The organism is Leucobacter muris (genome assembly GCF_004028235.1).
GTDB lineage: Bacteria > Actinomycetota > Actinomycetes > Actinomycetales > Microbacteriaceae > Leucobacter > Leucobacter muris.
Map to the genome: position 1 here is coordinate 2,041,067 of NZ_CP035037.1, position 24,689 is coordinate 2,065,755.

General features: G+C 71.0%; 22 protein-coding genes and 1 tRNA gene. 8 read left to right on the forward strand and 15 right to left on the reverse strand.

The features are described from left to right. The first annotated feature begins 374 nt into the window (after positions 1-374). The 6 genes from Leucomu_RS09600 to Leucomu_RS09625 are packed head-to-tail and all read left to right on the forward strand — an operon-like array spanning position 375 to position 5,469. Positions 375-1,298 (forward strand): phosphate/phosphite/phosphonate ABC transporter substrate-binding protein, encoded by a 924-nt coding sequence (locus Leucomu_RS09600; protein WP_128387070.1) that lies wholly within the window; start codon positions 375-377, stop codon positions 1,296-1,298. After that, positions 1,295-2,227, forward strand: a complete 933-nt coding sequence (locus Leucomu_RS09605; protein ID WP_128387071.1) for a phosphonate ABC transporter ATP-binding protein — start codon at positions 1,295-1,297, stop codon at positions 2,225-2,227. Before Leucomu_RS09600 ends, Leucomu_RS09605 begins: the two co-directional genes overlap by 4 nt. Beyond that, positions 2,224-3,072 carry a phosphonate ABC transporter, permease protein PhnE gene (gene phnE, locus Leucomu_RS09610; RefSeq protein ID WP_128387072.1) on the forward strand — a complete coding sequence of 283 codons (849 nt, stop codon included), beginning with the start codon at positions 2,224-2,226 and terminating at the stop codon, positions 3,070-3,072. The genes Leucomu_RS09605 and phnE overlap by 4 nt, the downstream gene beginning before the upstream one ends. Then, positions 3,069-3,881: a tyrosine-protein phosphatase gene (locus Leucomu_RS09615; protein ID WP_128387073.1), complete on the forward strand. Its 813-nt coding sequence runs from the start codon at positions 3,069-3,071 to the stop codon at positions 3,879-3,881. Before phnE ends, Leucomu_RS09615 begins: the two co-directional genes overlap by 4 nt. Then, positions 3,878-4,603: a TetR/AcrR family transcriptional regulator gene (locus tag Leucomu_RS09620; RefSeq protein WP_128387074.1), complete on the forward strand. Its 726-nt coding sequence runs from the start codon at positions 3,878-3,880 to the stop codon at positions 4,601-4,603. Before Leucomu_RS09615 ends, Leucomu_RS09620 begins: the two co-directional genes overlap by 4 nt. After that, the gene (locus Leucomu_RS09625; protein ID WP_128387075.1) at positions 4,600-5,469 is read left to right on the forward strand and encodes a hypothetical protein; all 870 of its coding nucleotides are present in this window, start codon (positions 4,600-4,602) and stop codon (positions 5,467-5,469) included. The genes Leucomu_RS09620 and Leucomu_RS09625 overlap by 4 nt, the downstream gene beginning before the upstream one ends. Before the next feature lie 8 nt (positions 5,470-5,477). Here Leucomu_RS09625 and Leucomu_RS09630 read toward each other — a convergent pair whose 3' ends face one another. The 4 genes from Leucomu_RS09630 to Leucomu_RS09645 all read right to left on the reverse strand — a co-directional run bounded on the left by Leucomu_RS09630 (position 5,478) and on the right by Leucomu_RS09645 (position 8,103). Next, on the reverse strand, positions 5,478-6,359 hold the full coding sequence (locus tag Leucomu_RS09630; protein ID WP_128387076.1) for a class II glutamine amidotransferase: 882 nt from the start codon (positions 6,357-6,359) through the stop codon (positions 5,478-5,480). A gap of 206 nt (positions 6,360-6,565) precedes the next feature. After that, positions 6,566-7,105 carry a DUF488 domain-containing protein gene (locus Leucomu_RS09635; protein WP_164884534.1) on the reverse strand — a complete coding sequence of 180 codons (540 nt, stop codon included), beginning with the start codon at positions 7,103-7,105 and terminating at the stop codon, positions 6,566-6,568. Positions 7,106-7,110: 5 nt separating this feature from the next. Continuing rightward, positions 7,111-7,323 (reverse strand): hypervirulence associated TUDOR domain-containing protein, encoded by a 213-nt coding sequence (locus Leucomu_RS09640; RefSeq protein WP_017883196.1) that lies wholly within the window; start codon positions 7,321-7,323, stop codon positions 7,111-7,113. A gap of 111 nt (positions 7,324-7,434) precedes the next feature. Beyond that, positions 7,435-8,103 carry a FadR/GntR family transcriptional regulator gene (locus tag Leucomu_RS09645; RefSeq protein ID WP_128387835.1) on the reverse strand — a complete coding sequence of 223 codons (669 nt, stop codon included), beginning with the start codon at positions 8,101-8,103 and terminating at the stop codon, positions 7,435-7,437. 257 nt (positions 8,104-8,360) lie between these two features. On the opposite strand from Leucomu_RS09645, the gene Leucomu_RS09650 reads away from it, so the two are divergent. After that, on the forward strand, positions 8,361-10,160 hold the full coding sequence (locus Leucomu_RS09650; RefSeq protein ID WP_128387836.1) for a 2-isopropylmalate synthase: 1,800 nt from the start codon (positions 8,361-8,363) through the stop codon (positions 10,158-10,160). Here Leucomu_RS09650 and Leucomu_RS09655 read toward each other — a convergent pair. Further along, positions 10,076-12,397: a helix-turn-helix transcriptional regulator gene (locus tag Leucomu_RS09655; protein ID WP_128387078.1), complete on the reverse strand. Its 2,322-nt coding sequence runs from the start codon at positions 12,395-12,397 to the stop codon at positions 10,076-10,078. The genes Leucomu_RS09650 and Leucomu_RS09655 overlap by 85 nt on opposite strands. Positions 12,398-12,733: 336 nt before the next feature. Beyond that, the gene (locus Leucomu_RS09660; protein WP_128387079.1) at positions 12,734-15,112 is read right to left on the reverse strand and encodes a S8 family serine peptidase; all 2,379 of its coding nucleotides are present in this window, start codon (positions 15,110-15,112) and stop codon (positions 12,734-12,736) included. A 525-nt stretch (positions 15,113-15,637) separates the two neighbouring features. Here Leucomu_RS09660 and Leucomu_RS09665 point away from each other — a divergent pair. After that, complete coding sequence (locus tag Leucomu_RS09665) at positions 15,638-16,129, forward strand: Dps family protein (protein ID WP_128387080.1); 492 nt, start codon at positions 15,638-15,640, stop codon at positions 16,127-16,129. 70 nt (positions 16,130-16,199) lie between these two features. Here Leucomu_RS09665 and Leucomu_RS09670 read toward each other — a convergent pair whose 3' ends face one another. The 9 genes from Leucomu_RS09670 to Leucomu_RS09710 form a co-directional block, all read right to left on the reverse strand. Further along, positions 16,200-16,652 carry an SIP domain-containing protein gene (locus tag Leucomu_RS09670; protein WP_128387081.1) on the reverse strand — a complete coding sequence of 151 codons (453 nt, stop codon included), beginning with the start codon at positions 16,650-16,652 and terminating at the stop codon, positions 16,200-16,202. A gap of 79 nt (positions 16,653-16,731) precedes the next feature. After that, the gene (locus Leucomu_RS09675; RefSeq protein ID WP_128387082.1) at positions 16,732-17,655 is read right to left on the reverse strand and encodes a cation diffusion facilitator family transporter; all 924 of its coding nucleotides are present in this window, start codon (positions 17,653-17,655) and stop codon (positions 16,732-16,734) included. Positions 17,656-17,699: 44 nt separating this feature from the next. Further along, entirely contained in the window at positions 17,700-18,725 is a 1,026-nt protein-coding gene (locus tag Leucomu_RS09680; protein ID WP_323368289.1) for a cation transporter, read from the reverse strand. After that, entirely contained in the window at positions 18,722-19,159 is a 438-nt protein-coding gene (locus Leucomu_RS09685) for a transglycosylase SLT domain-containing protein (protein WP_128387083.1), read from the reverse strand. Before Leucomu_RS09685 ends, Leucomu_RS09680 begins: the two co-directional genes overlap by 4 nt. A 363-nt stretch (positions 19,160-19,522) precedes the next feature. Next, positions 19,523-19,597 (reverse strand) — tRNA-Gln (locus Leucomu_RS09690). Positions 19,598-19,725: 128 nt separating this feature from the next. Then, on the reverse strand, positions 19,726-20,187 hold the full coding sequence (locus Leucomu_RS09695) for a regulator of G-protein signaling domain-containing protein (RefSeq protein ID WP_128387084.1): 462 nt from the start codon (positions 20,185-20,187) through the stop codon (positions 19,726-19,728). Between the two features lie 292 nt (positions 20,188-20,479). Further along, positions 20,480-21,412, reverse strand: coding sequence for a universal stress protein (locus Leucomu_RS09700; RefSeq protein ID WP_128387085.1), 933 nt, complete (start codon positions 21,410-21,412; stop codon positions 20,480-20,482). Further along, positions 21,409-22,989, reverse strand: coding sequence for an amino acid permease (locus tag Leucomu_RS09705; RefSeq protein ID WP_128387086.1), 1,581 nt, complete (start codon positions 22,987-22,989; stop codon positions 21,409-21,411). The genes Leucomu_RS09700 and Leucomu_RS09705 overlap by 4 nt, the downstream gene beginning before the upstream one ends. Positions 22,990-23,057: 68 nt before the next feature. Beyond that, positions 23,058-24,644, reverse strand: a complete 1,587-nt coding sequence (locus Leucomu_RS09710; RefSeq protein ID WP_128387087.1) for an aminotransferase class I/II-fold pyridoxal phosphate-dependent enzyme — start codon at positions 24,642-24,644, stop codon at positions 23,058-23,060. Positions 24,645-24,689: the final 45 nt, after the last annotated feature.

The following is a 24,689-nucleotide window of genomic DNA, read 5'->3' on the forward strand; positions in this document are numbered from 1 at the left end:
CTGAGCCGCATCCCCGACTCGACCCCACCCCGCAGATCGACCCACCGCCCTGACCCGCAGTCGAGAGGCGGATTCTGCACGTGATCTGCGGCCCGGAGGTGCGAAACCCGCCTTTCGACGGGGGTTCGGGATCACGCAGGCTCGGGACCACGCGAGCGCGGGACCACGCAGGCCCGGGATTACGCAGGCGCGGGATCACGCAGGCCTGGGATCGCGCAGGCCCGAGCGCGCGGCGGAAGGCTTCACCCGCTGTTCAGATTCCGTTCCTTTACCAGTACGCCGGTCTCGTAATTCCCGGCTACCTTCGCGCGTTTGAATACCGGTGTTCTCGGAGTTCCGAGGGCACGGATTCACCTCGAAAGGTCTCTCCCCCAATGCGCAAGCCCGCTCTCCCGAAGGCACTGCCCACCACCCTCTCCGCCATCGCGCTCACCGGCATCGCCGCACTCGCCCTCACCGGCTGCAGCGCCGGAGCGGAGGCCGCTCCGGCCGATGCCGACGCCCCCATCACCATCGCCACGCTGCCGCTCGGCGACGACCCCACCGCCGAGAACCCGATCGACGTGTTCGCCGAACTCTTCGAGGAGGCGACGGGCCGCGAGGTCGAGGTCACCGACGTGCCCGACTACCTCAGCGTCGTCGAGGCCATCCGCGCCGACCACGTCGACATCGGCATCATGAGCGGCTTCCCCTCGGCCCTCGCGGTGAACACGGGCGAGGTCGACGCCCTGGTCGCCTTCGAGGGCATCGACGAGCCCGTCTCCACCTGCGTGGTGCTGAACGACTCCCCGATCACCGAGGTCGCCGACTTCAAGGGCAAGACCGTCGCATTCGCCGACCAGGCGTCGAGCTCGGGCTTCTTCATGCCGAACTACATGCTGCACGAGGCCGGCCTCGAACGCGACGTCGACTACGAGGCCATCTTCGCAGGCGGCCACGAGGGCAGCTTCGCCGCGCTGCAGCAGGGCCAGGTCGACGGCGCCTGCACCGCGTTCATGCTGACCGAGATGGGCGAGCCGATGTTCCCGTTCAAGGACGGCGAGTGGCGCGCCGTGGGCGAGAGCCCGTCGATGGCGGTGCAGGGCACCGTGCTCGGCCGCAAGTCGCTCGACCCCGAGACCCGCAAGGTGATCGGGGAGGGCATCGCCGCCGTGTTCGCCGCGGAGAACGCCGAAGCGCTCGGCGCCATGGGCTCGTTCGCCGGGCTCACGCAGACCGTCGCCCCCGCACCGGCGAGCTTCGCGCCGTTCGCCGAGATCGCCGAGGTCGCCGGCGTGAAGCTCGAGGATCTCAAGTGAGCACCGCGATCCCGAGCGCGGCGGGTGCCGCGACCGCTCCGCGCGTCGCGAGCACCGCGATCCCGAGCATCGAGCGAGCACCGGTCGAGACCGCCGCGGGCGCAGCCGCGTCAGCCCTCGCCCCGCACCCCGCTCCCCTCGTCTCCGTGCGCGACCTGCGGGTGCGCTACACCGACGACGGTCCGCTGATCCTCGACGGTGCGAGCCTCGAGCTGTTCCCCGGCGAGACCGTCGCCCTGCTCGGCTCGTCCGGATCGGGCAAGTCGACGCTCATGAAGAGCCTCACCGGTTTCGCCCCCATCAGCGGCGGATCGGCGACCGTGGCCGGCACCGACATGACGCGGGTGCGTCGAGGTCAGCTGCGTGAGGTGCGCGCCTCGGTGGGCCAGGTCTTCCAGCAGTTCAACCTCGTCGGCCGCCTGAGCGTGCTCACGAACGTGCTGGCCGGCGCACTGCACGGCGCCGGGCCGATCAACCTGGTCGGAGGCTTCTCGTCGGCGCACCGGCGCCGCGCGCTCGCGCTGCTCGACCGCGTGGGCATCGCCCACAAGGCGGGCGCGCAGGCCCGGGAGCTGTCGGGAGGTCAGCAGCAGCGCGTGGCGATCGCTCGCGCCCTGATGCAGTCTCCGCAGCTGATCCTCGCCGACGAGCCCGTGGCCTCGCTCGACCCGAAGATGTCGCACTCGGTGCTCGAGCTGCTGCAGCAGATCGCGCGCGAGGACGGCATCCCGGTGCTCGTCAGCCTGCACGTGCTCCCGCTCGCCCTGCAGCACTCCGACCGCATCGTCGGCCTGCGCCACGGCCAGATGGTGATCTCGGATCGCACCGAGGATCTCGACGCCGACCAGCTCGCGCTGCTGTACGACGCGCACGACGAGCACCTCGAGGGCGGCGCCGACACGAGCGGTCGAGCGGAGGTCGCAGCGTGAGCGCCGTCACCGAACAGCGCGAGCGTCGCGACGTCTCGACCGCGCAGGAGCTCCCCGCCGAGGAGCGCGCACGCATGGAGCGCGCGTTCTCGGTGCCGCGCGCCCGATTCATGATCGCGATCCCGATCGCGATCCTGCTGCTGCTCTGGTCGTTCGACGGCGCCCAGCTCAACTTCGCGAAGCTCGGCGAGGGCTCCGCGAACATGGTCGAGTTCGTGGGGCGGCTCTTCCCGCCCGACTTCTCGAAGATCGGCACGATCCTCGCACTGCTGCTCGAAACCTTCCAGATGGCCGTCGTGGGCACCGTGCTCGGCGCCGTGCTGTCGCTGTTCGTGGCGTTCGCGGCGGCGTCGAACATCGCCCCGAAGTGGCTGTACTACCCGGCGCGCTGGGTGATGAACATCATCCGCGCCGTACCCGATCTCGTGTTCGCGCTCATGTTCGTGTCGGCGGTGGGCCTCGGCCCCTTCGCGGGCATCCTCGCGATGACCCTCGGATCGATCGGGTCGATCGGCAAGATCTTCGCCGAGGCGATGGAGTCGGTCGACCGCGGCCCGATGACCGCGATGGAGGCGGTGGGCGCCTCGAAGCGTCAGGTCGTGCAGTACGGGGTGCTGCCGCAGGCGGCCCCGCTGCTCGTGTCGTACACGCTGCTGCTGTTCGAGGGCAACGTGCGGGGCGCGACGATCCTCGGCCTCGTCGGCGCCGGCGGCATCGGCCTCGAACTCACCACGGCGATGCGCATGTACGACTACGGCCACCTCTCGGCCATCATCATCTGCATCATCGTGCTCGTCACCCTCATCGACCAGGGGTCGGCTCTCATCAGAAAGCGAATCACATGACCACCACCATCCTCACCCGCGAACTCGTGCTCAGCGCCCCCGTGAACCTGCGCGACCTCGGCGGCATCCCCGTCTCGGGCGGCGTGCTGCGCAGCGGGGTGGCGATCCGCACCGACGACCTCGCGCTCGTCACCGACGACGTGGCCGCCTCGCTCGAGCGCGACGGCCTCACCGCGATCGTGGATCTGCGCTCCCCCGCCGAGGTCGGCATCACCGGCCGCGGTCCGTTCGGCTCCCGCGCGGTCTCCTACCACCACCTGCCGCTCATGGCCGACATCGGCCGCGACATGCGGCGTCAGCACTCGCTCACCCACGAGGCGATGGGCGAGTCGTACGTGTCGATGTTCGAGAGCTGCGGATCGCAGCTCGTGACCGCGCTCAACGTGATCGCATACACGCCGGGCGCGACCGCGTTCCACTGCGCCGCGGGCCGGGATCGCACGGGGGTGCTCGCGGCCGCGCTGCTGCTCGCGCTCGGCGCCCACGATGACGACATCGTGACCGACTACGCGAAGACGGGCGCGAACATGCCGGCGATCGTGGATCGCATCTCGTGCGTCATGGGTCCGATGCTCGCGCAGCTCGGCTTCGACGAGAGCCCTCTGCGCATGGGCGGGCTCGCGGAGGGCGACATGTCGGTCTCGATGCGGCGCCTGCTGGGGCATCTGCGCGGCAGCTACGACGAGCCGCTGGAGCCGCTGCGGCGCGCGGGGCTCTCCGACGACACCGTGGCCCGGCTGCGGGCGCGGGCGGTCGACGCCCGCGCGGGAGCGGGAGCGGCCGCTCCGACGGGGGCGAACGCGGCGTGACCCTCGCACCGGATCGGGATCCCGGGCCCGCTCCCGGCCGCGGCGTCGCCGGCCGCAGCGACGCTGCACGCGGCGAAGCCGCGGCCGGGAGCGCGGGGCCCGGGCGCCCGCGCGTCGCGAGACTCGACGACGCGATCCTGCGGGCCGCGATCGAACTGCTCGACGCGGGCGAGGACGTGTCGGTCTCGAAGGTGGTCGAGCGCAGCGGGGTGAGCCGAGCAGCGCTCTATCGCCGGTGGCCCTCGATCACGCACCTCATCGCCGCGGCGCTCGACGTGGGGCGCACGGCCTACCCGCCGATCACGCCCGACGACGATCTGCGGGTCGCGCTCCTGCGCAACTTCATCCCGTCTCAGGAGCCGGGGGTCTACCCGGAGACCCGGTTCAGGCAGCGACTGAAACTCGTGGTCGCGAACCCGGAACTGCAGCAGGCGTACTGGAAGTCGCACGTGGAGCGACGGCGCACGCCGCTCGAGGGCTCTCTGCGCGCCGCGGTCGACGACGGGCGGCTGCGCGCCGATCTCGACGTGTCTGCCGCGATCGATGCGATGGCGGGCATCGTCTACTACCAGTTCGTGGTGCGCGGCGCCGACCTGTCAGCGGCTGAGACGCAGCGGCGCATGGCCGCCGCGCTCGATGTCGTGTGGCGCGGCATGGTCTCGGCCGAGGCGGGCCCGCACGGGCGCGACCGCGGGGCTCCCTCGATACACTCGAGTCCATGAGTCTCACCGATCCAGTGGAGTCCGAACGCCGCACCGCCGCCGCTCTCCGGGGATCGCCCGCCGCACTCACTGCGGCTTTGCTCTTCGGTGCGGGCGGGCTGCTCGCGGCCGCGGTGCTGGGGCTCGGCGTGGGCGGCGTCTTCGACCAGCTGCGCGTCGTCACCCTCAACAGCGTGTTCGGCAACTGGGATGCGGGGGTGCCGATCGCCGTGCGGGCGGCCGCGATCCCGGTCGGCGTGCTCGCGTGCTTCCTGCTCTTCGGCCAGTACTCGAAGTGGAACCACCGCTACACGGGGCGCACCACCTTCTTCGCCTTCGTCGGCCCGCTCACCCTCGTGCTGCTGGGCCTCGCGCTCGGAACGTGGGTCGCGACGACCATGTGGGCGGCGCCGGACGCCATCGGCGTGGCGGTCGATCCCACGTTCCACGACGACGAGCCCTGGGGCCTCGGCGCGTGGATCATGTATGCGGCGCAGTGGTGGCTGCCGGGCCTGCTCGCACTGCTCGGGATCGCGAGCCTGCTCGGCCGCATCGCGTCGGGCAGATACCGGGCGCGCAACTCCGAGCTCGCGGCCGAGATGCTGCGCAGCGGATCGCTCGTCGACGCGGAGGTCGTGCGGTCGCCGGCCTGCCCCACCGATGCCTCACGCGTGGCCGCGACGATCACGCTCAGGTTCGAGGACGCCGAGGGCCGCAGCCGGTGGGTGAAGTGCCACCTGCTGCTGCCGCCGAACGAGGTCCCCGGCATCGGCGCGCACCGCCCGCTGGTGTTCGATCCCCGCGCCCCGGGCGACACGACGCGCATCTTCGTGTCACCGGCCGGGCGTTCGGATGCGTCCGACTTCCTCCCGGCGCGGGCCGCCTGAGGCCGGACTCAGACGGTGAGCTCGATCCGCGTGAAGGCGGGCTCCTCTCCCCTGCGGAAGACACCGACCGTCCCCGCCTCGACCTCGTGCCAGGTGCGGCTGCTCCAGTGCAGTTCGAGGGGCTCCGAGACGACGAGCTGCGCGTCTCGCGGTAGCCGGTCCTCGGTTCCGTCGACGGTGCGCAGGGCCGTGGCCCCCGCCGAGTGGAACAGCGTCGGGGCCTCGGCGCGGGGCGCGTCGGGGCTCGCCCACCGCAGCACGACCAGCTGCGAGCCGTCGGAGGCGCAGACCGTCGCTCGGAAGGGCTCGGCGATCGCCCGCTCGCGTCGTGCGCGCTCGACCCGGCCGACCATGCGCGTGAGCGCTTTCACGGGCTCCTCGGCGAGACCGTAGCCGAGGGCCAGGTAGAAGCAGACCTCGGAGTCGGAGTTGCCGAGGATCGATGGGTACAGCGCGGGGTCGACGTCGAGGGCCAGCTCGCGCTTCACCCTCGGGAAGCCGTGGATCTCGCCGTTGTGCTGGAACATCCACCCGCCGTGCACGAACGGGTGGCAGTTCTGCTCGGCGATCGTGCCGCCGGGGGCCGCGCGAACGTGCGCCAGAAAGCAGTCCGACTCGATCTGCGCGGCGAGGAGCCGCAGGTTCTGGCTGTCCCAGGCGGGCTCGATCTGACGGTACTGCCCCAGGGTTCCGGCCCGGCCGCGCCAGGCCACCCCGAAGCCGTCGCCGTTCGTGGGGAAGGCGCTGCGACGGAACTGGGCGGCCCGCGGATCCCCGGGCAGTGTGAGGTCGCGCGCCAGCAGGCTCTGGTCGATGAGCGAGTGGTCGGGACGCACGAGCACGTCTTCGAGCGGGATCGCCGAACCGAGGTACGCGAGCCAGCGGCACATGAGCTCCACCCCCTGGGATCACCCGGCTTGTAGGCCCGAGGCTAACGGGGCTTGCCGCGCCCGCTCTCAGGATCGCGGACCGACCGGCTCCGATCCGCGGATCGGAGCCCGCCAGCACCCGTCGAAAGGCGGATCATGCATGGAGGGCGGAGCCCCGAGGTGCGAAATCCGCCTCTCGGCGAGGTTCTCAGGGGCTCGGATCGCGCTCACGGGCGCGCGGGGTACGAGACCTCGCCCTCGGCGCCGATCACGGCCCCGGCGCTCAGCTCCGCGGGGTCGGATCGGCCCGGCCCCAGGATGTGCCGCACCTCCTCGCCGGCCGCCAGCAGGTGATCCGCGATGATGCGGCGGTGGCAGCGCCACCACACCGCCTCCGAGCACATCACCGCCGTGCGCCGCTCCGATCCGGCGCCGCGCAGCTCCAGCAGCGCGTCGGCGAACTCGCGGCCGAGGGCGTGATCCGCGTAGTTGTGGAAGCTGCGGTTCTGCCACCACGCGTTCACCTCGAACGGCACCTCCCGGCTGACGGGCCGTCGCCCGGTCAGCCCCTCGGAGCGGCGGAACGCGATGCCGCGGTCTGCGAGCGACGCTTCGAGCGCGTCGGCGTTAAACTGCGGATAGCGTCTCGACCCGGGGAGCCTGCGCACGTCGACCAGCGACTCCACCGCGTGCTGCTCGAGCAGTTCGATGAACTCGTCGAGCTCGCGATTCGAGTGGCCGACGGTGAGGAATGGCAGGTCGGGCATGCCGCTCACCGCAGTCGTCGCAGCGCACTCCCCTTGTGCGCGGCGACGTGGTCGGTCTTGTCGCTCTTGATCTCGTACTGCGGGTCGTCGGCGGAGGCGCGTCGCCGGTGGCCCTTGTAGTCGAAGTCGTCGGTGTGCACCTTGATGATCGTGCCCGAGACGCGGCCCGCCTCGGAGTTCCAGCACACGTGGTCGCCGACTGAGAACTCTTGCGTCATGGTTCCCCCTCTCGCCAGGGCCGGGTGCACGCGCGAGTCGCGCGCGGCTGCCGGGGTGCGCGTGCGCGCCGCCCGATCCGCGGCCCGTCCCCTCACTCTACCGAGGCGCCCTCATCCGAGGCTCTCCTGCATCGAGCGCAGGTGGGCGCGGCTGAGCGCGGCCGCCGCCGCCCCGTCGCGCCCGGCGATCGCGTCGGCGAGTTCGACGTGGGTGTCGTGGTCGGCTTCTCCGCCGAAGCGTTTGCGCAGGCGCAGCATCTCGATCATGGCCGCGCGCAACCGGGGGGTGAAGCCGTCGAAGAGTTCGAGCAGGATCGGGTTGTGGGCGGCCGCGACGATGGCTCGGTGGAACTCGGTGTCGGTGTCGACGTGGCTCTCGATCTCGGAGCGGTGCTCGGACCGGCGGGCGAGGGCGCGGCGGATGGCCCGCAGGTCCGCGGGGGTCCGCCGTGCCGCCGCGAGGGCGGCGGCCTCGCTCTCGATCGCGATGCGCGCCTCGATCACGGTCGCGATGTCGGATCGGCGCAGCACCGCGTCCCAGTCCTCGGGCGCGTCGAGCGCGGTGACGAAGACCCCGGCCCCCTGTCGGGAGGCGAGCACGCCCCGGCCCGCGAGCTGCCGGATCGCCTCGCGCACGGTGGAGCGGCCGACACCGAGCTGGGGCGCGAGCGTGGTCTCCCCGGGCAGCTTCTCGCCCAGCTTCCACTCGCCCGCCCTGATGCGCTCCAGCAGCAGTTCGGCCGCCTGATCGGCCAGCGGCGCCCGCTTCACCTGCGGCATACTCATCCCCGATCTTCTCTACTTGTCTGAGGAGTTGTGCTACAGTCTACCCATGTTCTCCGTGGAATGCCTCCTGCTTCTCCGCCACGGCGGGGCGTAGCCAGACCGGCTCCCCGCCGTGGAGCCGAGATCTGCGCCGGTCGCTCGATTCACCGACCGCAAGGATCCCCGTGCACACCTCATCGCTCCCCCGCCTCTCCGCACCTCACGGCGCGACCGTCGACTCCCCCGCATGGAACCGGCAGCGCCCCTCCCGGATGCCGTCGCACCGCTACACCGACGCGTACGCGCGCGTCGACGTGCCGCTCGCGCAGCGCGAGTGGCCATCCCGTCGCCTCACCGCAGCCCCGCTGTGGGTGCCGGTCGACCTGCGCGACGGCAACCAGGCCCTCGCCGAGCCCATGGACCCGGAGCGCAAGCACCGCTTCTTCGAACTGATGGTCTCGATGGGCTACAAGGAGATCGAGGTCGGCTACCCGTCGGCCTCGCAGACCGACTACGACTTCGTGCGGCTGATCGCCGACACCGCGATCGCCCCCGAGGACCTGACGATCGTGGTCTTCACCCCCGCCCGGCGCGACCTCATCGAGCGCACCGTCGAGTCGATCCAGGGCATCGCCAACCCGGTCGTGATCCACATGTACACCGCCACGGCGCCGAGCTGGCGCACCCTGGTGCTCGGCCACGACCGCGCCTCGCTCAAGCAGCTGATCCTCGCGGGCGCCCGGGACGTGCTGCGCCTCGCCGGCGACATGCCGAACGTGCGCTTCCAGTTCTCCCCCGAGGTGTTCAACTTCACCGAACCCGACTACGTGCTCGACGTCTGCGACGCCGTCACCGAGCTGTGGGCGGCGACCCCGCAGCGGCCCGTGATCCTGAACCTGCCCGCCACCGTCGAGATCGCGACCCCGAACGTCTACGCCGATCAGATCGAGTACATGCACCTGAACCTCGCCCGCCGCGACAGCGTGATCCTGTCGGTGCACCCGCACAACGACCGCGGCACCGGCATCGCCTGCGCCGAGCTGGCGGTGCTCGCGGGGGCTCAGCGTGTCGAAGGCTGCATCTTCGGCAACGGCGAGCGCACCGGCAACGTCGACATCGCCACCCTGGCCCTCAACCTGCACGCGCAGGGCGTCGACCCGATGATCGACTTCTCGGACATCGATAAGATCCGCCGCACCGTCGAGCACTGCAATCGCATCGAGGTGCACCCGAGGCACCCGTACGCGGGCGATCTGGTGCACACGGCGTTCAGCGGCACCCACCAGGACGCGATCAAGAAGGGCTTCGCCGAGCACCGCGCACGCGCCGCCGCCGAGGGCCGATCCGAGAGCGAGATCGCGTGGCGGGTGCCGTACCTGCCGATCGACCCCGCCGACATCGGCCGCAGCTACGACGCCGTGATCCGCGTCAACTCGCAGTCGGGCAAGGGCGGGATCGCGTACCTGCTCGAGACGGAGTACGGGATCGAACTGCCCAGGCGCCTGCAGATCGACTTCGCGCGCCAGGTGCAGCGCCACACCGACACGACCGGCGCCGAGGTCACGGCCGCCGAACTGTGGCGCATCTTCGAGGAGGCGTACCTCGCCCCGGGGCACGGCCGCGTCGAGCTCATCGGGGTCACCGCGTCTGAGACGGGCGACGACTGCCGAGTCGACGTCGACCTCGGCATCGACGGTCGCCCGCGCTCGAGTGCGCACGAGACCGCGGCGCCGGCCGAGGCGCTCGTGGCCGCGCTCGCGCAGCACGGGATCGGGATCGAGGTGCTCGACGTGGTGCACACCGCCCTCGCATCGACCGACGTCAGCGAGGCGCTCGCGCTCGTCGAGTACCGCGGCCCCTCGGGCGTCGCCTGGGCCGCGGGCCGGGACCGCGCGCCGCAGGCCGCCGCACTCGTCGCGATCATCAACGCCGCCAACGCCGCCAACGCAACCGGCGCTTCGAGCGCTTCCGGCGCCGACGCGATGGATCAGGCGGCCGGATCCTCGAGCAGCCCGAGCACGGCCGCGCGCGTCAGGGCGGCCTCGCGAGAGGACACCCCGAGCTTGCGGTAGACGGTGCGCAGCTGCGACTTCACCGTGTTGCGCGAGACGTACAGGCGCGCGGCGATCTCATCGATCGCACCCGTCTCGGCGAGCACCTCGAGCACGGCCTGCTCGCGCGGGCTGAGCCCCCTCATGAGGGTCACGTCGGCGTCGGTCCGCGATGCCTCGACCGCGATGAGCGAGACGATGTCGCGCGAGACGCCCGCGTGGATCATCCCCTCGCTCAGCGCGTCGCGGTCGCGGAGGGAGATCGCGCGCAGCGGCGCTCGCATGCCGGTCGATCTCAGCAGCTCGGCGATGCGGGGCAGCAGCGTCGCGGCGTCGCGCTCGTGCCCCGTGCGCAGCGCCGAGCACGCGAGCACCAGCTCGGCTTCGAGGCGGTTGCGCGGTGCGAGACCGGCGGTGCTGAGCACGCGATGCGCCTGCACCGCGGCCTCGGAGGTGCGGTTCAGCGCCAGCTCGGCGCGGGCGAGGACGATGCCGCCCGGGGCGCTGTGCTTCGCCGAGCGGCCGGCGATCCTGCGCGCCTCCGCCGGCTCGCCGGCCGCGAGGAGGAGCTCGGCCTCTGCGGCATCGAGCAGGCTCCGCGCCATCGGCGTGAGCGGCGCCGAACCGCGCTGCTCGCGGAGGCGCTGCACGCGCACGAGGCCCGCTTCGACCTCACCCGCGAGGCGGTCGCGACGGGCGCGCACGAGCGCGTAGATCGTCCAGTGCTCGACCATGTCGACGAGCGGCCCGGCCGCGTCGAGGCTCTTCCCGGCGGCGTGCGGGTCGCCGTCCTCGAGGGCGAGCACGGCCGCGCACAGGTTGAAGAAGTCGGCCGGGCTGGAGCCGCGCCAGCCCGCGGGCCACTCCGCCGCGTCGGCCTCGGCGAGCAGCCTGCGCGCGAGCGACAACTCGCCGCTCAGCGCCGCGAGCCCGGCGCGCATCGAGAGCGGATCGACCCGATCGGCTCGACCCGCCTCCGCGTGCAGGGCGTCGGCGAGGTCGAAGCAGCGCCGCGCCAGCTCGAGGTCTCTCAGGTAGAGGGCGCCGATCCCGAGGTGCACCTGCAGCATCGGCCCCATGCGGCCCAGCGCGTCCATGTCCTCGTCGCTCAGCGTCGTGAAGTCGTCGACGGCCTGCCGGATGAGCGGCAGCGCACGGCCCGAGAACGGCGTCAGTCGCAGGGCGGCCGCCTCGAACGCGCGGTAGACGACGCGCTCGCGATGCCGCCCGCGGCTCGGCTGCAGGCGCTGGAACAGCGACTCCGCCGCGAGCAGCTGCAGAGCCCGCGGCCGCGTGTCGGGGGCCATGTTCGAGAGCAGCACGAGCATCACGGTGAGCCCGGGGTAGCCGCGCAGCCGCGACGCCCGTACGCCTGTGAAGATCTCGTAGCATTCGTCGCGCGCCTCGAGCAGATCGACCATGTTGGCGAAGACGACCTCGGTGGCGAGCTCGAGGTCGTCGAGATCGAAGGCGGTGCGCAGGGCCTGCAGCGGATCCCGCCGGATCAGCGAGGATCGAGTCGCCGCTGCGAGCAGCGTGCGGCGCTCGGCGCCGGACAGCTGCTCCTCGGCGTCTTCCGCGAGCGCTCCGCGAATGAACGGGTGCATGCGCAGCCAGTCGCCGTCCCACTCGGCGAGCCCCGCCCCGTCCAGGTCGTCGATGATCCCTTCGTGGATCTCCCACGCGGCGAGGATCGAACGATCGACGCGGGGCAGGATCGCGAGGCGCACAGCGAGTTCGTACCGCCCGGGCTGCTCGTCGAGCTCGCCGCGCAGCGTGCGCCGAAGCCGATCCCGAACGCCGGAGACCCCACGAACGGCGTCGTCGAGCCGCGCCCGCACCGCGATCATCAGCCCCTCGGTGTCGCGCAGCAGCTCGGCGCGCGCCTCGGCGGTGCCGAGCAGCCCGGCGTCGCGCAGCTCGTCCGCCGTGACGAGCAGGTCGGAGGGTGCGATCACGTCGACGGCGGCGTCCGAGACGGACGCGATCTCTCGGGCGGTGCGGGCGGCGCGCGTCGCCACCGCCAGGCGCAGCTGGGGCGCACGATCGATGAGCGATCCGAGTCGGATGAGCTCGTCGCCCTCGACCCGCTCGCCGCCGTCGATCACCAGCACCCCCGGCCGCTCCGCGGCGAACGTCTCGATCTCCGCGAAGGGCAGACGCCCACCCTCGGGCTCGCACCAGAGCACCGGCGACTCGACGGCGGCGGCCCACGAGGCGAGCAGCGTCGTCTTCCCCGATCCCACCGGGCCGTGCACGACCGCGACGTCGACAGAGGCGTTCAGCCGCTCGAGCAGCCGCGCTCGGGGAAATGCGGTCGCCGGTACCCGCGGTGCTGCTCGCGACCCGCGTTCCCGACATGCTTCAGCGCCTGCCATCTGCTCCATACGGCCCTATCGACGGTGCCCCGCGCGTCCGCTCTCCCCCGTGCGCGGACGATCGCAGGGCGTTCCACTTCTCGATACACCATAGCGAGCCGGGGTGCCCGAGCCGATCCGAGCACCGCTCACCGCGGGCCAAGGTGATAAAACCCCGGGTCAGAGCGGATCGTGTGCGCGAACCACACGTGCAGCGGGAAGTAACAGGCCGAGCGCCTACCCGGTCGCGGAGCGATGGCCCCGCCCCCGGGTGCGCCGCGACCGCGCTGCGGCCACCAGCGCCGCAGCGCCGAGCGCCAGCAGCCCCGCCCCGAGCGCCCCGAAGGGCGTCTCGGTGCCGCCCGTGGCCGACAGGCGACCCGTCGGCGAGCCGCTCGCGTTCGTGAGATCGACCGGATCGCCCGAGCCTCGGCGGGCGTCGGAATCATCGGGATCGGGGACGGGAACCGGATCGGGGCCGGGCCCGGGCCCGGGTCCGGGCGGATTCGGGGCGGGCAGCGCCGCGAGCAGCGCGTTCGCGTCGACGAGGCCCGAGCCGAAGACGTGGGCGTCGGGGAACAGCGCGGGATCGTAGGGGTTCACCGGGCCCCCGATCGAGGCGCCTCGAGCGGTCTCGGCGAGCGCCGCGCGAAGCTCGTCCGCGGTCGCCCCCGGCGCGTACGAGAGGCCGAGCGCCGCGACGGCCGCGACGGTGGGAGCGGCGGCGGAGGTGCCCGTGAACCGGTACACGATGCCGTCCGGCGTGTTCTCGGGCACGTTGAAGAAGGTGGTGCGCGCGCCGTCGACGGAGGCGACGTTGGGCGCCGATACGGTCAGCGGGGCAGGCAGCGGGGCGGCGGGCGCGGGAGCGGGGTCGCCGACGGGCACGCGGTCGAAGAGCAGCGTGTTCGGGCCGAGCGAGCTGAACGGCCGCAACTGCGCCGGCGCATCCCACGGCACCGCGGCGACCGAGAGCGCGGATCCGTCCCCGTTGTGGCCGAGCGTAACCGCACCGACGCGGTCGCCGACGGGAGACGCGGGCGGCGCATCGCCCATGAACTGCCGCTCGGCGATCGCGGTTGCGCCGAGCGCGAACCCGATGAACACGGCCGGCGCGGCAGACGCCGAGGGGTCGAACGAGCGGCGAATGAACACCATGCGCACCTTCGTGCCCGGCTTCACCTCGAACCCGCCGACGGCGCCGGGATACGGCGCCCCGAACATGAGGATGCGGTCGAGCGGCTGCGGAGCGCCCGACGCGTCCTCCTCGTAGAAGCGCAGCTCGTAGTCGGTCGTGACGCCGAACATCGGCTCACCGATCGAGGCCGCCGTCGTGAGCACGCGCTCGGGGCCGCCGGGCGCTCCCGCCATCGTGAGCAGATCGTAGGGCTGCTCCCCCGGCCCGGAATCGAAGTCGAGGCAGTCGATGTCGGTGCGCCCGTACAGCGGATCGTGCGGCCCGATCGGCACCCACGCCGGGCACTCCATCGGTCGGTACGCGCTGGTCTGCCAGGAGGAGAGCGGGGTGCCCGCATGCGGCCCCTGAGTGGCCGTCGCGTTCGAGTTGCCGGCGGCCGCGATCGTGAGCACTCCATGCTCGGCGCGCGCCCGCTCGTAAACGGCCGAGATGATCCCCTGCTGGAAGTAGGGCTCCTGGAACCACGAGATGTCGTCGACGATGATGTCGGCACCGGCATCGACGAGCTTCATGATGTTCTCCGCCATGGCGAAGTCGCCGAACCCCTCGTCGGCGAAGAGGATCTTCGCGCCCGGCGCGATCCCGTGCACCAGCTGCGCCATCGCACGCCCCTCATCGGCGCCTCCCGCGGCGTCCGACACGAGGGTGACGGGCGCGGTTCTGCCGCACGGGTTGCCGGGGCCGGGCAGCGCACCGGCGGCGACGTCGTCGTCCCACGAGGTCGGTGCGGTGCGGTGGGCGAACGAGTCCGACACGATGCCGATGGTCACACCCGTGCCGTCGACGCCGTACGCGGTACGCGCGAGGTCGGAGCGCAGGGGCACGTCGGTCTCGACGGGCAGCGCGCGGCAGGCCGAGGCCGTCGCCGCCGTGCTCGGCCGCAGCGCGGTCTCCGCGGTGCCGGAGCGCGACTCGAGCGCGGCCGGCAGGCTGCCGTGCACGGCCTCGAGCCGATCCGTGAGCGCGGCCCTGCTGCTCGCGGGCCGCAGGGCGGGTGTCACGCCGCTCACTCCGGGCAGCGCGCGAAGATCGTCGAGCAGTACGGGTTCCACCCACACCTCCGCGGCGGGTGCCACGGTCGACACCGATGCCACGCTCCCCCGGTCGCCGATCGTCTCGCGCACCCGGTCGAGCACCGCCTCGCCCGAACCGGCCCAGAACACCGTCGCCGAGATGCGCCCCTCCCCGTCGAGCACCACGCTCCCTGGGCCCTCGGCCGGCACCGCTACCGCGTCGGCGAACTCCTCGGCCGTACCGGAACCGGCCTCGGCCGCCGCCGCGAGGGCGTCGGCGAGCGTCTCGGGCTGCACCGGATCGGGTTGCGACGGATCGGGTTCGACGGCCGCGGGGCCTGGTTCGGCGACCGGCCCCGGGTCGGCCACCGGGCCCGGGTCGGCGACCGCCGGCGCGGCGGTCATGAGCAGGCAGGCCGCGGCGAGCAGCCCGGCTGCCAGCCCTCGGAGGGCGCTCGACGGGACACGAGCCGAGGGACGAACGGGAGCGACCGAGCGTGCAGGGATTCCCGGGAGCGGCGGATCTGCGGCGTGGCACATGGGCATCACCATAACGGCAGATCAGACGCTATTCCAAGCGCGTTCTCTCACGCACGAACGACGCTGCATCCCGCGCAGAGACACTGCATCGAGCGTCGAGTTCACGGCTCCGCCACCATCCGTCGTGACGGCGCTCGTAGTCTCGGCAGCGATCTCGACAGTCGGGCTTCGGCTCGATCGACTCCCTGCGCCGCGCGTTGGAAGCCCGATACGGGGCCGGGCCGACCAACCTGAGAACCGGGCGCTCCCGCTCGAGCGCCTCCTCGATCGGCGCTCCCGGCGCGGGCGGTTAGGCATGTCTTGCCTTGCTTGCGGTTCTGCGCGATCCGAGTCACAGTAGACACCATCAGGCCGAAACGAAATCCGATGAGCCGAAGGACGAGAATCATCATGGTCCAATCCAAGAACAAGTCAGTGGTCGTCTCGAAGGAAGACCTCGACCGCTCGGTGGGAGTCGAGCACTACCTGTCGCCCGTCGTGCGAGACCTCGTCGCGCTGGCGGTCAACGGCAAGCAGGCGCACTGGCACGTGCGCGGCGCGAACTTCATCGGTGTGCACGAGTTCCTCGACGAGGTCGTCGCGCACGCGCAGGACGGAGCCGACGAGGTGGCCGAGCGCATCGTCGCTCTGGGGCTGCCCGTCGACGCGCGCATCGGCACGGTCGCGAAGAAGACCAGCCTCCCCGAGACGGCCGAGGGCTTCCAGCAGTCGGACGCCACGATCCGCGAGGTCGTATCCGAGCTGGACGCCGCGCTCGTCACCGTCTACGCCGCTGTGGCGGGGCTCGACGAGATCGACCCCACGAGCCAGGACATCGTGATCGCTCTGGCCCAGCAGCTCGACAAGGATCGCTGGTTCCTCGCCTCGCACCTGACCGTCTGAGGCGTTCACAGCACAAGACGCGCCCGCGCCGGAGTCGATCCGTCGCGGGCGCGTCTATCATGCGCGGCGTCTAGGCGCGCTGCTCCCGGTACTCGGCCGCCGCCGTCCAGATCTCGGCGAGCTCGGACCGTACGCGATCCCACTGCGCCGTGACATCGGCGCTGTCGCGCGCCCCGGTCCACAGGTGCACGTAACGGCCGCTCAGGGGGTCGCCCCGCATCCACTCGTCGAGCCATGCGTCGACCGCGTCCATCAGTCGCGCACCGGCAAGCGCTTCGCGCGACTCGCGTACGAGCCAGGTGATGCCCACACCGGGGGGCGCGTCGAGCGACTCGATCTGCTGCGGCGAATCGACCTCGATGAAAACGCGACCGTAGCTCTTCTTCGGCAGGGCCGCGCACCAGTCGCGCAGCGCGGCGACATCGCTCGAATCGCCCGCCGCGAGCACGCACTCGAGGTGGCTCGGGCAGATGAAGATGAAGTCCGATGATTCGATCTCGTCGGAATGGTCAGTGGCGCTCACCCCCTCATTGTACGCAATTCTGCGCTTCGTCTGACGATTTCTGTGATTCTGTCAGGAAAGAAGCCTCGGAGCTGAGGCCTCACCGTCGCCCAGCACCGAATTCGAGCGAGACCTCGTCCGCGACAGACAACGAGAGCACGATCTTCTCGACGACGTCGTGCTGTTCGATGGTTCGTTCGACGTCGCGCAGACGTCGCGCCACGGCGTGCTCGGCCTCGTCCCCCGCGAGATCGACCTCAGCGACGATGAATAGGCGATGGGGGCCGACGTATTCGATGTGCAGATAGGTGATCCGTTCGATATCCGACATCCCGAGCAGGGCCGTCCCGACGCTCCGCCACTCCGCATTCGAGACGGTCGCACCGACAAGGAACGCCATGTTCCTTCCGATCAGGATCAGGGCGACCACCGCGAGAAGCATTCCGACGAGGATCGAACCCCACGCGTCCCACGCGGCGACTCCCGTCAGCTGATGCACGGCGATCGAGGCCCCCGCGATCGCGAGCCCGATGAGTGCCGCACCGTCCTCGAAGAACACGGCCCGCAGCGTCGTATCGCTCGTCTTGAGCACGAAGTCCCAGGTCGTAGATTCTCGCTCCCGCGCGAGCCGCTTCGATCGCCTGAAAGCCTGCACGAAAGAGATCGCCTCCAGCAGGAACGCGATCCCGAGGACCGTGTACGCGATGCCGGGGTTCTCCACGGGCTCATCCGAGGCCAGCTGCTGGATACCGTGCATGATCGAGACGATGGCGCCCGCGGTGAAGATGCCGAAGGCGGCCACGAGGGACCATACGAATGCGCGGCGGCCGAATCCGAGCGGGTGGCGCTCGTCCTTCGGGCGCGCTCCGCGCCGGTCCGCGATGAGGAGGAAGATCTCGTTTCCCGCGTCGGCCCAGGAGTGCGCGGCCTCAGCCGTCATCGAAGCCGAGGACGTGATCATAGCCGCAACGGTCTTGGCGACCGCCACGAGGACGTTCGCGAGAAAGGCGATCAGCACCACCATGTTCTCGCCCTTTCAGATCCTGATCCGACCGCTGTCGATCACCTTCATGGAGAGCCCGACGCGTCCATCGGCGAGTACTTTCCGGGATAGCGCGTCAGCGCTCGATCCGCCTCATCGGGAAGCGTCTCGCCGACGACCACGACGACGTCCTGCACCTTCCAGTCGAGCCCCGCGATGCTCTCGGATATCTCGTCGATCCACTCGACCGGCACGCGCTTCCTTCTGGGAAGCACGAACGCTTCCACATGGAAGACCTGTCCCTGATCACGCATGCGCACCGCGGCATCCTTGATCCACTTCTGTTCGCGAAGGTGGGCGGTGATGTCGTGCGCGAGCGGATCGGGGTACTCATCGTCGCAGGTGCGCGCGCGCTGATCCATCAGGTCGATCACCGCGCTCTTGGTATTTCGGACGCCGTCCCAGATGATGCCGAGCGAGATGAACAGCGCGGCCGCGCCATCGAGCCACCACAGCCCCACGCCGACCCCGAGCACGCCGACGATCGAGGCCGCATTCGTGTGCCAGTCGGCTTTCGCCATATCGGCGTCCGCGTAGAGAAGCTTGTTGTGGAGCAAGGGCGCGAGCTTCGCCTTCGCGGGTCCGTAGAGGAACACCGGCCCGACGACGATCGGCACCATCACGGCGACCATCAGCCACCCCAGCCAGATGGTGTGGCCGAACAGATTCACGGTCCCGATCGTGGGGTGCTCGGTGTTGATCAGACTGCTGACGGCCTCGAACGCCAGGTTCAGCCCCACCGCGAGGAGGGCGACACCGGCGACGAGATGGCCCACTCCCATCGCGCGATGCATACCGTACGGGTAGTCCCGGGTGGGTTTGCGGCGCACGAATACCAGAGCGATGAGGAACGCGAGCTGCGGAATGAGGGACAGCATGTCCTCGATCCACGCGGTTCGCATCGCCTGCGAGTTCCCCACGACGAAAGCCACGAGGGCGATCGTGCAGCTGGTATACGCGATGGTGAACCACTCCCAGCGCACAGCCTTTTTCAACGCGTGATGCTGCTCGTGAGGCAGGTCGGCCCGTCCGAACTGATGGTTCTCGCTCACGAGCCCACCTCCTCATCTAGAAAGGCCTCCAGCTCGCTGAGAAACGCGTTCTCCCCCAGAGGCACGAGGAAGACTATGCTGCGCCCGTCTGCGCCCTCGATCGCGCGGTACCCCCGGGTGATACCTGCGCGGTCGAGCCAGGGCGTGTCCTCGGTGAAGCCTCCCACCACGAGATCGAGTTCACCGCTCTCCAGCATTCGGACGAGTGTCTCCTCGCTCCCCACGGTCCATTCCGGACGAGCATCGATGGACTCGGAGAAGTCGTCGACGAGGCGCGCGAGCGAGCCCGACGGCTCCGATCCGTGGTCATCGATCAGTCCAGGATCGGTCGAAGCCCCGACCCTCAGCTCTCCCCCGCTCGCGTTCGCGAGAGTGCCGTTCGGATCCGACGGCACTGACAGTCCGCATCCGGCCAGACTCGCCGCCAAGGCCACACCGGCAACGCCTTCGAGTACCCGCCTGGCGAGAGCCGCGCCTCTGCGAGGAGGGGTTCCCGTTGCACAAGCATCTGAACGCTTCATCACTCGAACCTACTGTCGCGATCTCGCGCTTCGCCAGGCATTGACGTTGCCCTCGAACTTCGGCTAGCTCTCCGACATGATCGAGCTGACGCAGTTGCAGCACGCCGCGGAACCGCGGTTCTGGTGCGCACCGCGCCAGAGCTCCGCACCACGCAGCTCGGGAGCCCCGGTCAGCGGGTTCGACAGGAGATCTCGCGCAGCCCGAGTTTCTGCGCTCGTTTGCGCGAGTCGACGGCTCTCAGAGATCTTGAAGCGCGATGTCGTGCAACCAGTGGATGGCTGGGATACCAGGACTCGAACCTAGAATGACGGTACCAGAAACCGTAGTGTTGCCAATTACACCATATCCCAAGGCGGAAATCCGAACTCCGGGGAGCTCGGCACCGAGAGATAACTTTACCCGATCGGGCTGGGGAAGTCCAAATCAGACGGGCCGCGCTGCGCGGGCCGGGCGCGCTGCCCGCCGCACCGATGAACCGCTACGCGTAGTCGTCGGGAGTGAGCTGGCGCAGGCCCGTGTCGTGCAGCACGAACTGGGCTCGCAGCCGCGGGCCGTGCTCCGTCGCCTCGTGCGCCAGTGCCCGCGCCCACGCCCGGTCCTCGGCCGTGAACTTCTCGGACCCGCGGCGCTCCCAGACGAGCGCGATGGACGCGGCGCCGAGCACCTCGCACACCATGCCCGCCCGATCCACGAAGACGTGGGGAACCGACACGAGCCCCAGGTCATCGGTCTCGACCAGGCCGTCGGGGCTCTCGGGGAAATCGTCCATCGGCATCAGCGGGCCGACCACCCGCTGCGCGTCGTCGAAGACGAACAACCACACCTGGCGCTGGTTCGCGCGCTCCAGGAGCAGTTCGATGAGCTCGTGCATGTCGGCGTCGGTGGCGAGCACGCGGTCACGGCTGAGGCGGGGGTCTGAGGGGCGGATCGTGTGAGTCATGCCCATAAGCATGCGCGGTGCGGGAGGGCAGTGAGCGGGGATCCGCGGATCTGTGGAGAAGCCGCGCGCGGGAGGCGTCGGCAGCGGGTTGTGAGCGGAGTCTGAGATCGCAGCGACGGGCAGCATCGCGCCCCGCGGAGCAGCGCCCCGCTCCCCTTCCGCGATCTCAAGAGGCAGAGGCGGCGTCTCCGGGCAGAACCCGCCTCGCCCCTTCGGCCCGCTCAGGGGGCAGGCCGAAGGGGCGGGGCGGACCGGGGCGCGAGCCGGGGCGAGGCCCGCACTCGCGCGCGGCTCAGCCGGCGGAGGCCGGCCGCCCCTGCGCGATGTAGTCGTCGGTGGCGCGCCGCGGCACTACGACGACGGGCACCGGGGAGTGGCGCACGATCTTCACGGCGTGCGAGCCGAGCGATACGCGCGCGATCGGGCCGAGGCTGCTCGACCCGACGAGCAGCGCCTCGGCGCGCTTCCAATCCACGGCGCGCAGCGCCTCGCCCCAGTCGGCGCCGGCCCCGACGACCATCTCGATCGAGGCGGGCGCGGGATCGAGGCGCTCGATGTCGTCGAGGATCTCGTCGGCCTGCTCGCGGATGGTGGCCGACCACTCGGCGATGACGGCGTCCTCGGCGTCGAGTCCGATGGCGGCCGCGGCGAGCGCGCGGGGCCGGGCGAAGAACGCGGCGAGACGGATCCCGCATCCCGACTCGGCGGCGATCACCGCCGAGGCGAGGGCCAGCTCGGCCGAGGTCTCCGATCCGCTGTAGGCGGCGGTGATGCGCTCGAGCCGGGCGCCCGGCCCTGCCCCGAAGCCGCGCGGAGCGATCGCGACGGGCACGTGCGCGCTCTGCAGCAGCCCGGTGACGACGGAGCCGAGCGCGATCTCACCGTGCGGCCCCTCGTCCTTGGCCCCGACGACGAGGCGGATCGCGCGGTGCTGCTCGCACACCTCGAGCAGGCCGCGGCGGGAGCTCGAGGCGTCGTGCACGAGGTACTGCGCTGCGATGTCGGCGGGTACGAGGGCGCGGGCCTCGTCGAGGGCGGCGCGGGCCTGGTCCACCACGAAGCGGCGGTACTCGCCGTCGACGCCGAGCGAGCGTCCCGCGCCCCACCCCGCCGCGTTGACCGCGGCGACGACGAGCGGCTGCCCGTACGAGCGGGCGAGCAGCACCGCGAGGTGCACTGCCGCGTGCGAGCAGTGCCCCGGGGCGACGCCGACGACGACGCTCATCGCGCGCCTCCCCCGGAATCCGCGGAACCTCCGGCGAGGCCGGAGCCCGCGGATCCGTCGCCTGGGCCGCCGCGGCCCACCGCGGCCGCGTCGGCGTCGTCGATCTCGACGCCGTCGGCGCCCGACACCTCGCGGTAGCGGCCCGGGCCGACGAGCACGATGAGGCCCGTGTCGATGCGCTTGCCGAGCACCGAGTTCTTGCGGCCCGTGAAGGAGTACCAGACGAGCACGAGCGCGGTCCACCCGGCGAACACGATGATGGTGATGGGGCGCAGGTCCTTGATGATCCAGAGGCAGCCGATGATCGACAGGATCGGCACCACGGGGTAGAACGGCACCCGGAACTTGCGCTCGAGGTCGGGCTCGCGGCGGCGCAGCACGATCACGGCGATGGAGACGACGAGGAAGGCGGCGAGCGTGCCGATCGAGGTCATCTCGGCGAGGAAGTTGATGGGCAGCACCCCCGCGAGGATCGCCACGACGATCGACACGATGATGGTGTTCGCGACGGGGGTCATGGTGCGGGGGTTGACCTTCTGGAACACCTTGGGCGCCATGCCGTCGCGCGACATGGCGAACAGGATGCGGGTCTGCCCGTAGAGCACGACGAGGGTGACGCTGAAGATCGAGATCACGGCCCCGGCGGCGACGACGGTGCCGGGCCAGGAGGCGCCCACGATGTTCTCGAGGATCGCCGACAGGCCGGCGGCCTGCCCGTCGAACTCGCCGGTGGCCTGCGCGCCGAGCGCGGTGAGCGCCACGGCCACGTAGACGCCGGTCACCACGACGAGGGCGGCGATGAGGGCGATGGGCAGGTTGCGGCGGGGGTTCTTCGCCTCGTCGCCGGCGGTGGCGACGGCGTCGAGCCCCACGAACGAGAAGAAGATGATGCCGGCGCCGGTCATCACGCCTGCGAAGCCGAAGGGCGCGAAGTCCGCGAAGTGGTCCGCGTTCCAACCCGTGATGCCCACGGCCACGAAGAACAGCAGCACCGCGATCTTGATGAGCACCATGATGGTGTTCGCCACGACCGAGTGCGTGGTGCCGCGGATGAGCAGCAGCATGCAGAGCCCGATGAGGATGATGGCGGGCAGGTTGATGATGCCCCCCTCCTCGGGGGCGTAGAGCAGGGCGTGCGGCAGCTCCATGCCGAAGAGGTTGTTGATGAGCTGGTTCACGTACTGCGACCAGCCCACGGCGACCGCGGCGGTCGAGACGCCGTACTCGAGCAGCAGACAGGCGGCGACGCCCATGGCGGGCAGCTCGCCGAGGGTGCTGTAGGCGTAGGAGTACGACGATCCCGATACGGGCACGCTGCTCGCCAGCTCGGCGTAGCAGAGCACCGAGAGCCCGGCGACGAGACCCGCGATGATGAACGACCAGATCACGGCCGGGCCCGCGATCGGCACGGCCTCGGAGAGGATGAAGAAGATGCCGGTGCCGATGGTGCCGCCGACGCCGATGAGCGTCAGCTGGAACAGGCCGATGCTGCGCTTCAGCGTGCTGCCGGTCTCACCGCCGTCGCGGGGCACGGGCTTCACTCGGAAGAGCTGCTGTCGCAGCGTCTGTGTGGACATTGATTCTCCAGACGTCTTCGTCATCTCGTTGCGGATCGGGGCCGGACGGCCCGGTTATGGGGTCGAGTCTAGGCTGTGCGCGTCACGCGGAAACGGTGCACCGAAGCATCCACGGCGCCGCGCACGTAACCGGTGGGAGAGGCGGCGACGGCCTGCAGGAAGGCGACGGTCTCGGCCGTGATCTCCTCGCCGGGGATGAGGTTCGGGATGCCGGGCGGGTATGCGGCGAGGGTGTCGGCCGAGACGCGGCCGACCGCCTCGGCGGCGGGCACGACCTCGGTCTGCGCGAAGAAGCCGTCGCGGGGCGGCATGCGGAGGGCTCCGGGCGCGGGCAGGGCGGGGAAGGATCCCGCGGCGGCGTGCGCCTCCCGCTCGACGGCGGCTGCCTCGGAGTCGACGGCCCGGGTCATGGCGCGGTGCACGAGTTCGCAGTCGGGCGTCTTGCCTGCGCCGATGACGGCGACGAGCGAGGTGGCGGTCGACATCTCGAAGTGGATGCCGTCGACGTCGATGAGCCGCTGCCGCAGCCAGTGGCCGCTCACACCGTTCGCCGAGACGTCGATCGGCACGCGCAGCAGGTCGGTGTGCACGATGTCGTCGAAGCGGTCGAAGCGGTCGCTCACGATGGAGAACCGCGGATCGTCGCGCAGCATCTGCCGGAAGCGGCGGGCGCCGGCGAGCGAGCGCCCGATCTGCGCCTCGCCGGTCATGAGCGCGTGACGGGCGATGTCGAGCGAGGCCCGCAGGATCGCGCTCGTGGAGGTCGAAGCGGTCATGGTGAAGGCGCGCTCGATGAGCGGTTCGAGGCGGTCGGCGAAGGGGCCGTGGCCGAGGTGCAGCATCGCCGACTGCGTGAGCGAACCGGCGAGCTTGTGCGTGCTCGACACGACGAGGTCGGCGCCGAGGCGCGCGGGCGATTCGGGCAGCTCGGGATGGAAGCCGAAGTGCGGGCCCCAGGCCCCGTCGACGATGAGCGGCGCGCCGTGGGCGTGGGCGACCTCGCTGAGCCCGCGCACGTCGGAGACCGAGCCGAAGTAGCTGGGCGAGATGACGTAGACGGCCGAAGCGGGCCGCCCCTCGCGCTCGGCTCGGGCGAGCGCCGCGTCGAGGGCTGCGGGCGAGACGCCGTGGGCCATGCCGTGCGTCTCGTCGACCGAGGGGAACACGAAGCTCGGGATGAGCCCGGCTGCGAGCACGCCGTCGCTGAAGCTCGAGTGCGCGCTGCGCTGCGACACGATGTGCTCGCCGAGGCCTCGCGCCGCGAGTGCGGCGGTGCGGTTGGCTTGCGAGGCGCCGTTGGTGAGGAACCAGGTGCGGCGGGCGCCCCACGCCTCGGCGGCGAGTTCGAAGGCGCGGTCGAGGGGCGAGTGCTCGCCGAGGTCGACGTCGTCGATGAGCATGGGGATGTCGAGCTGCAGCGTGCGCTCCCCCAGGAAGTCTGCGAGGCGGGTGCTGAGGCCGCGGTCGGTGCCGCCGTGCCCGGGCACCATGAGCTGCACGGGATCGCGCGAGATGTAGCGGTCGAGCGCGTCGGCGTACGGGGTCTCGGCGTGGCGGCGCAGCAGGGCCTCGCGCTCGTCGTCGCGTGGTCGCGCGGGCGCGGCGTCGAGGCTCTCGAGCGCGACGGGGTCGGCCGGGTCGGTGGCGTGGAGCATCCCTCCATGGTGGGGGCGCGGATCGCGGCCGTGAATCCCCGATTC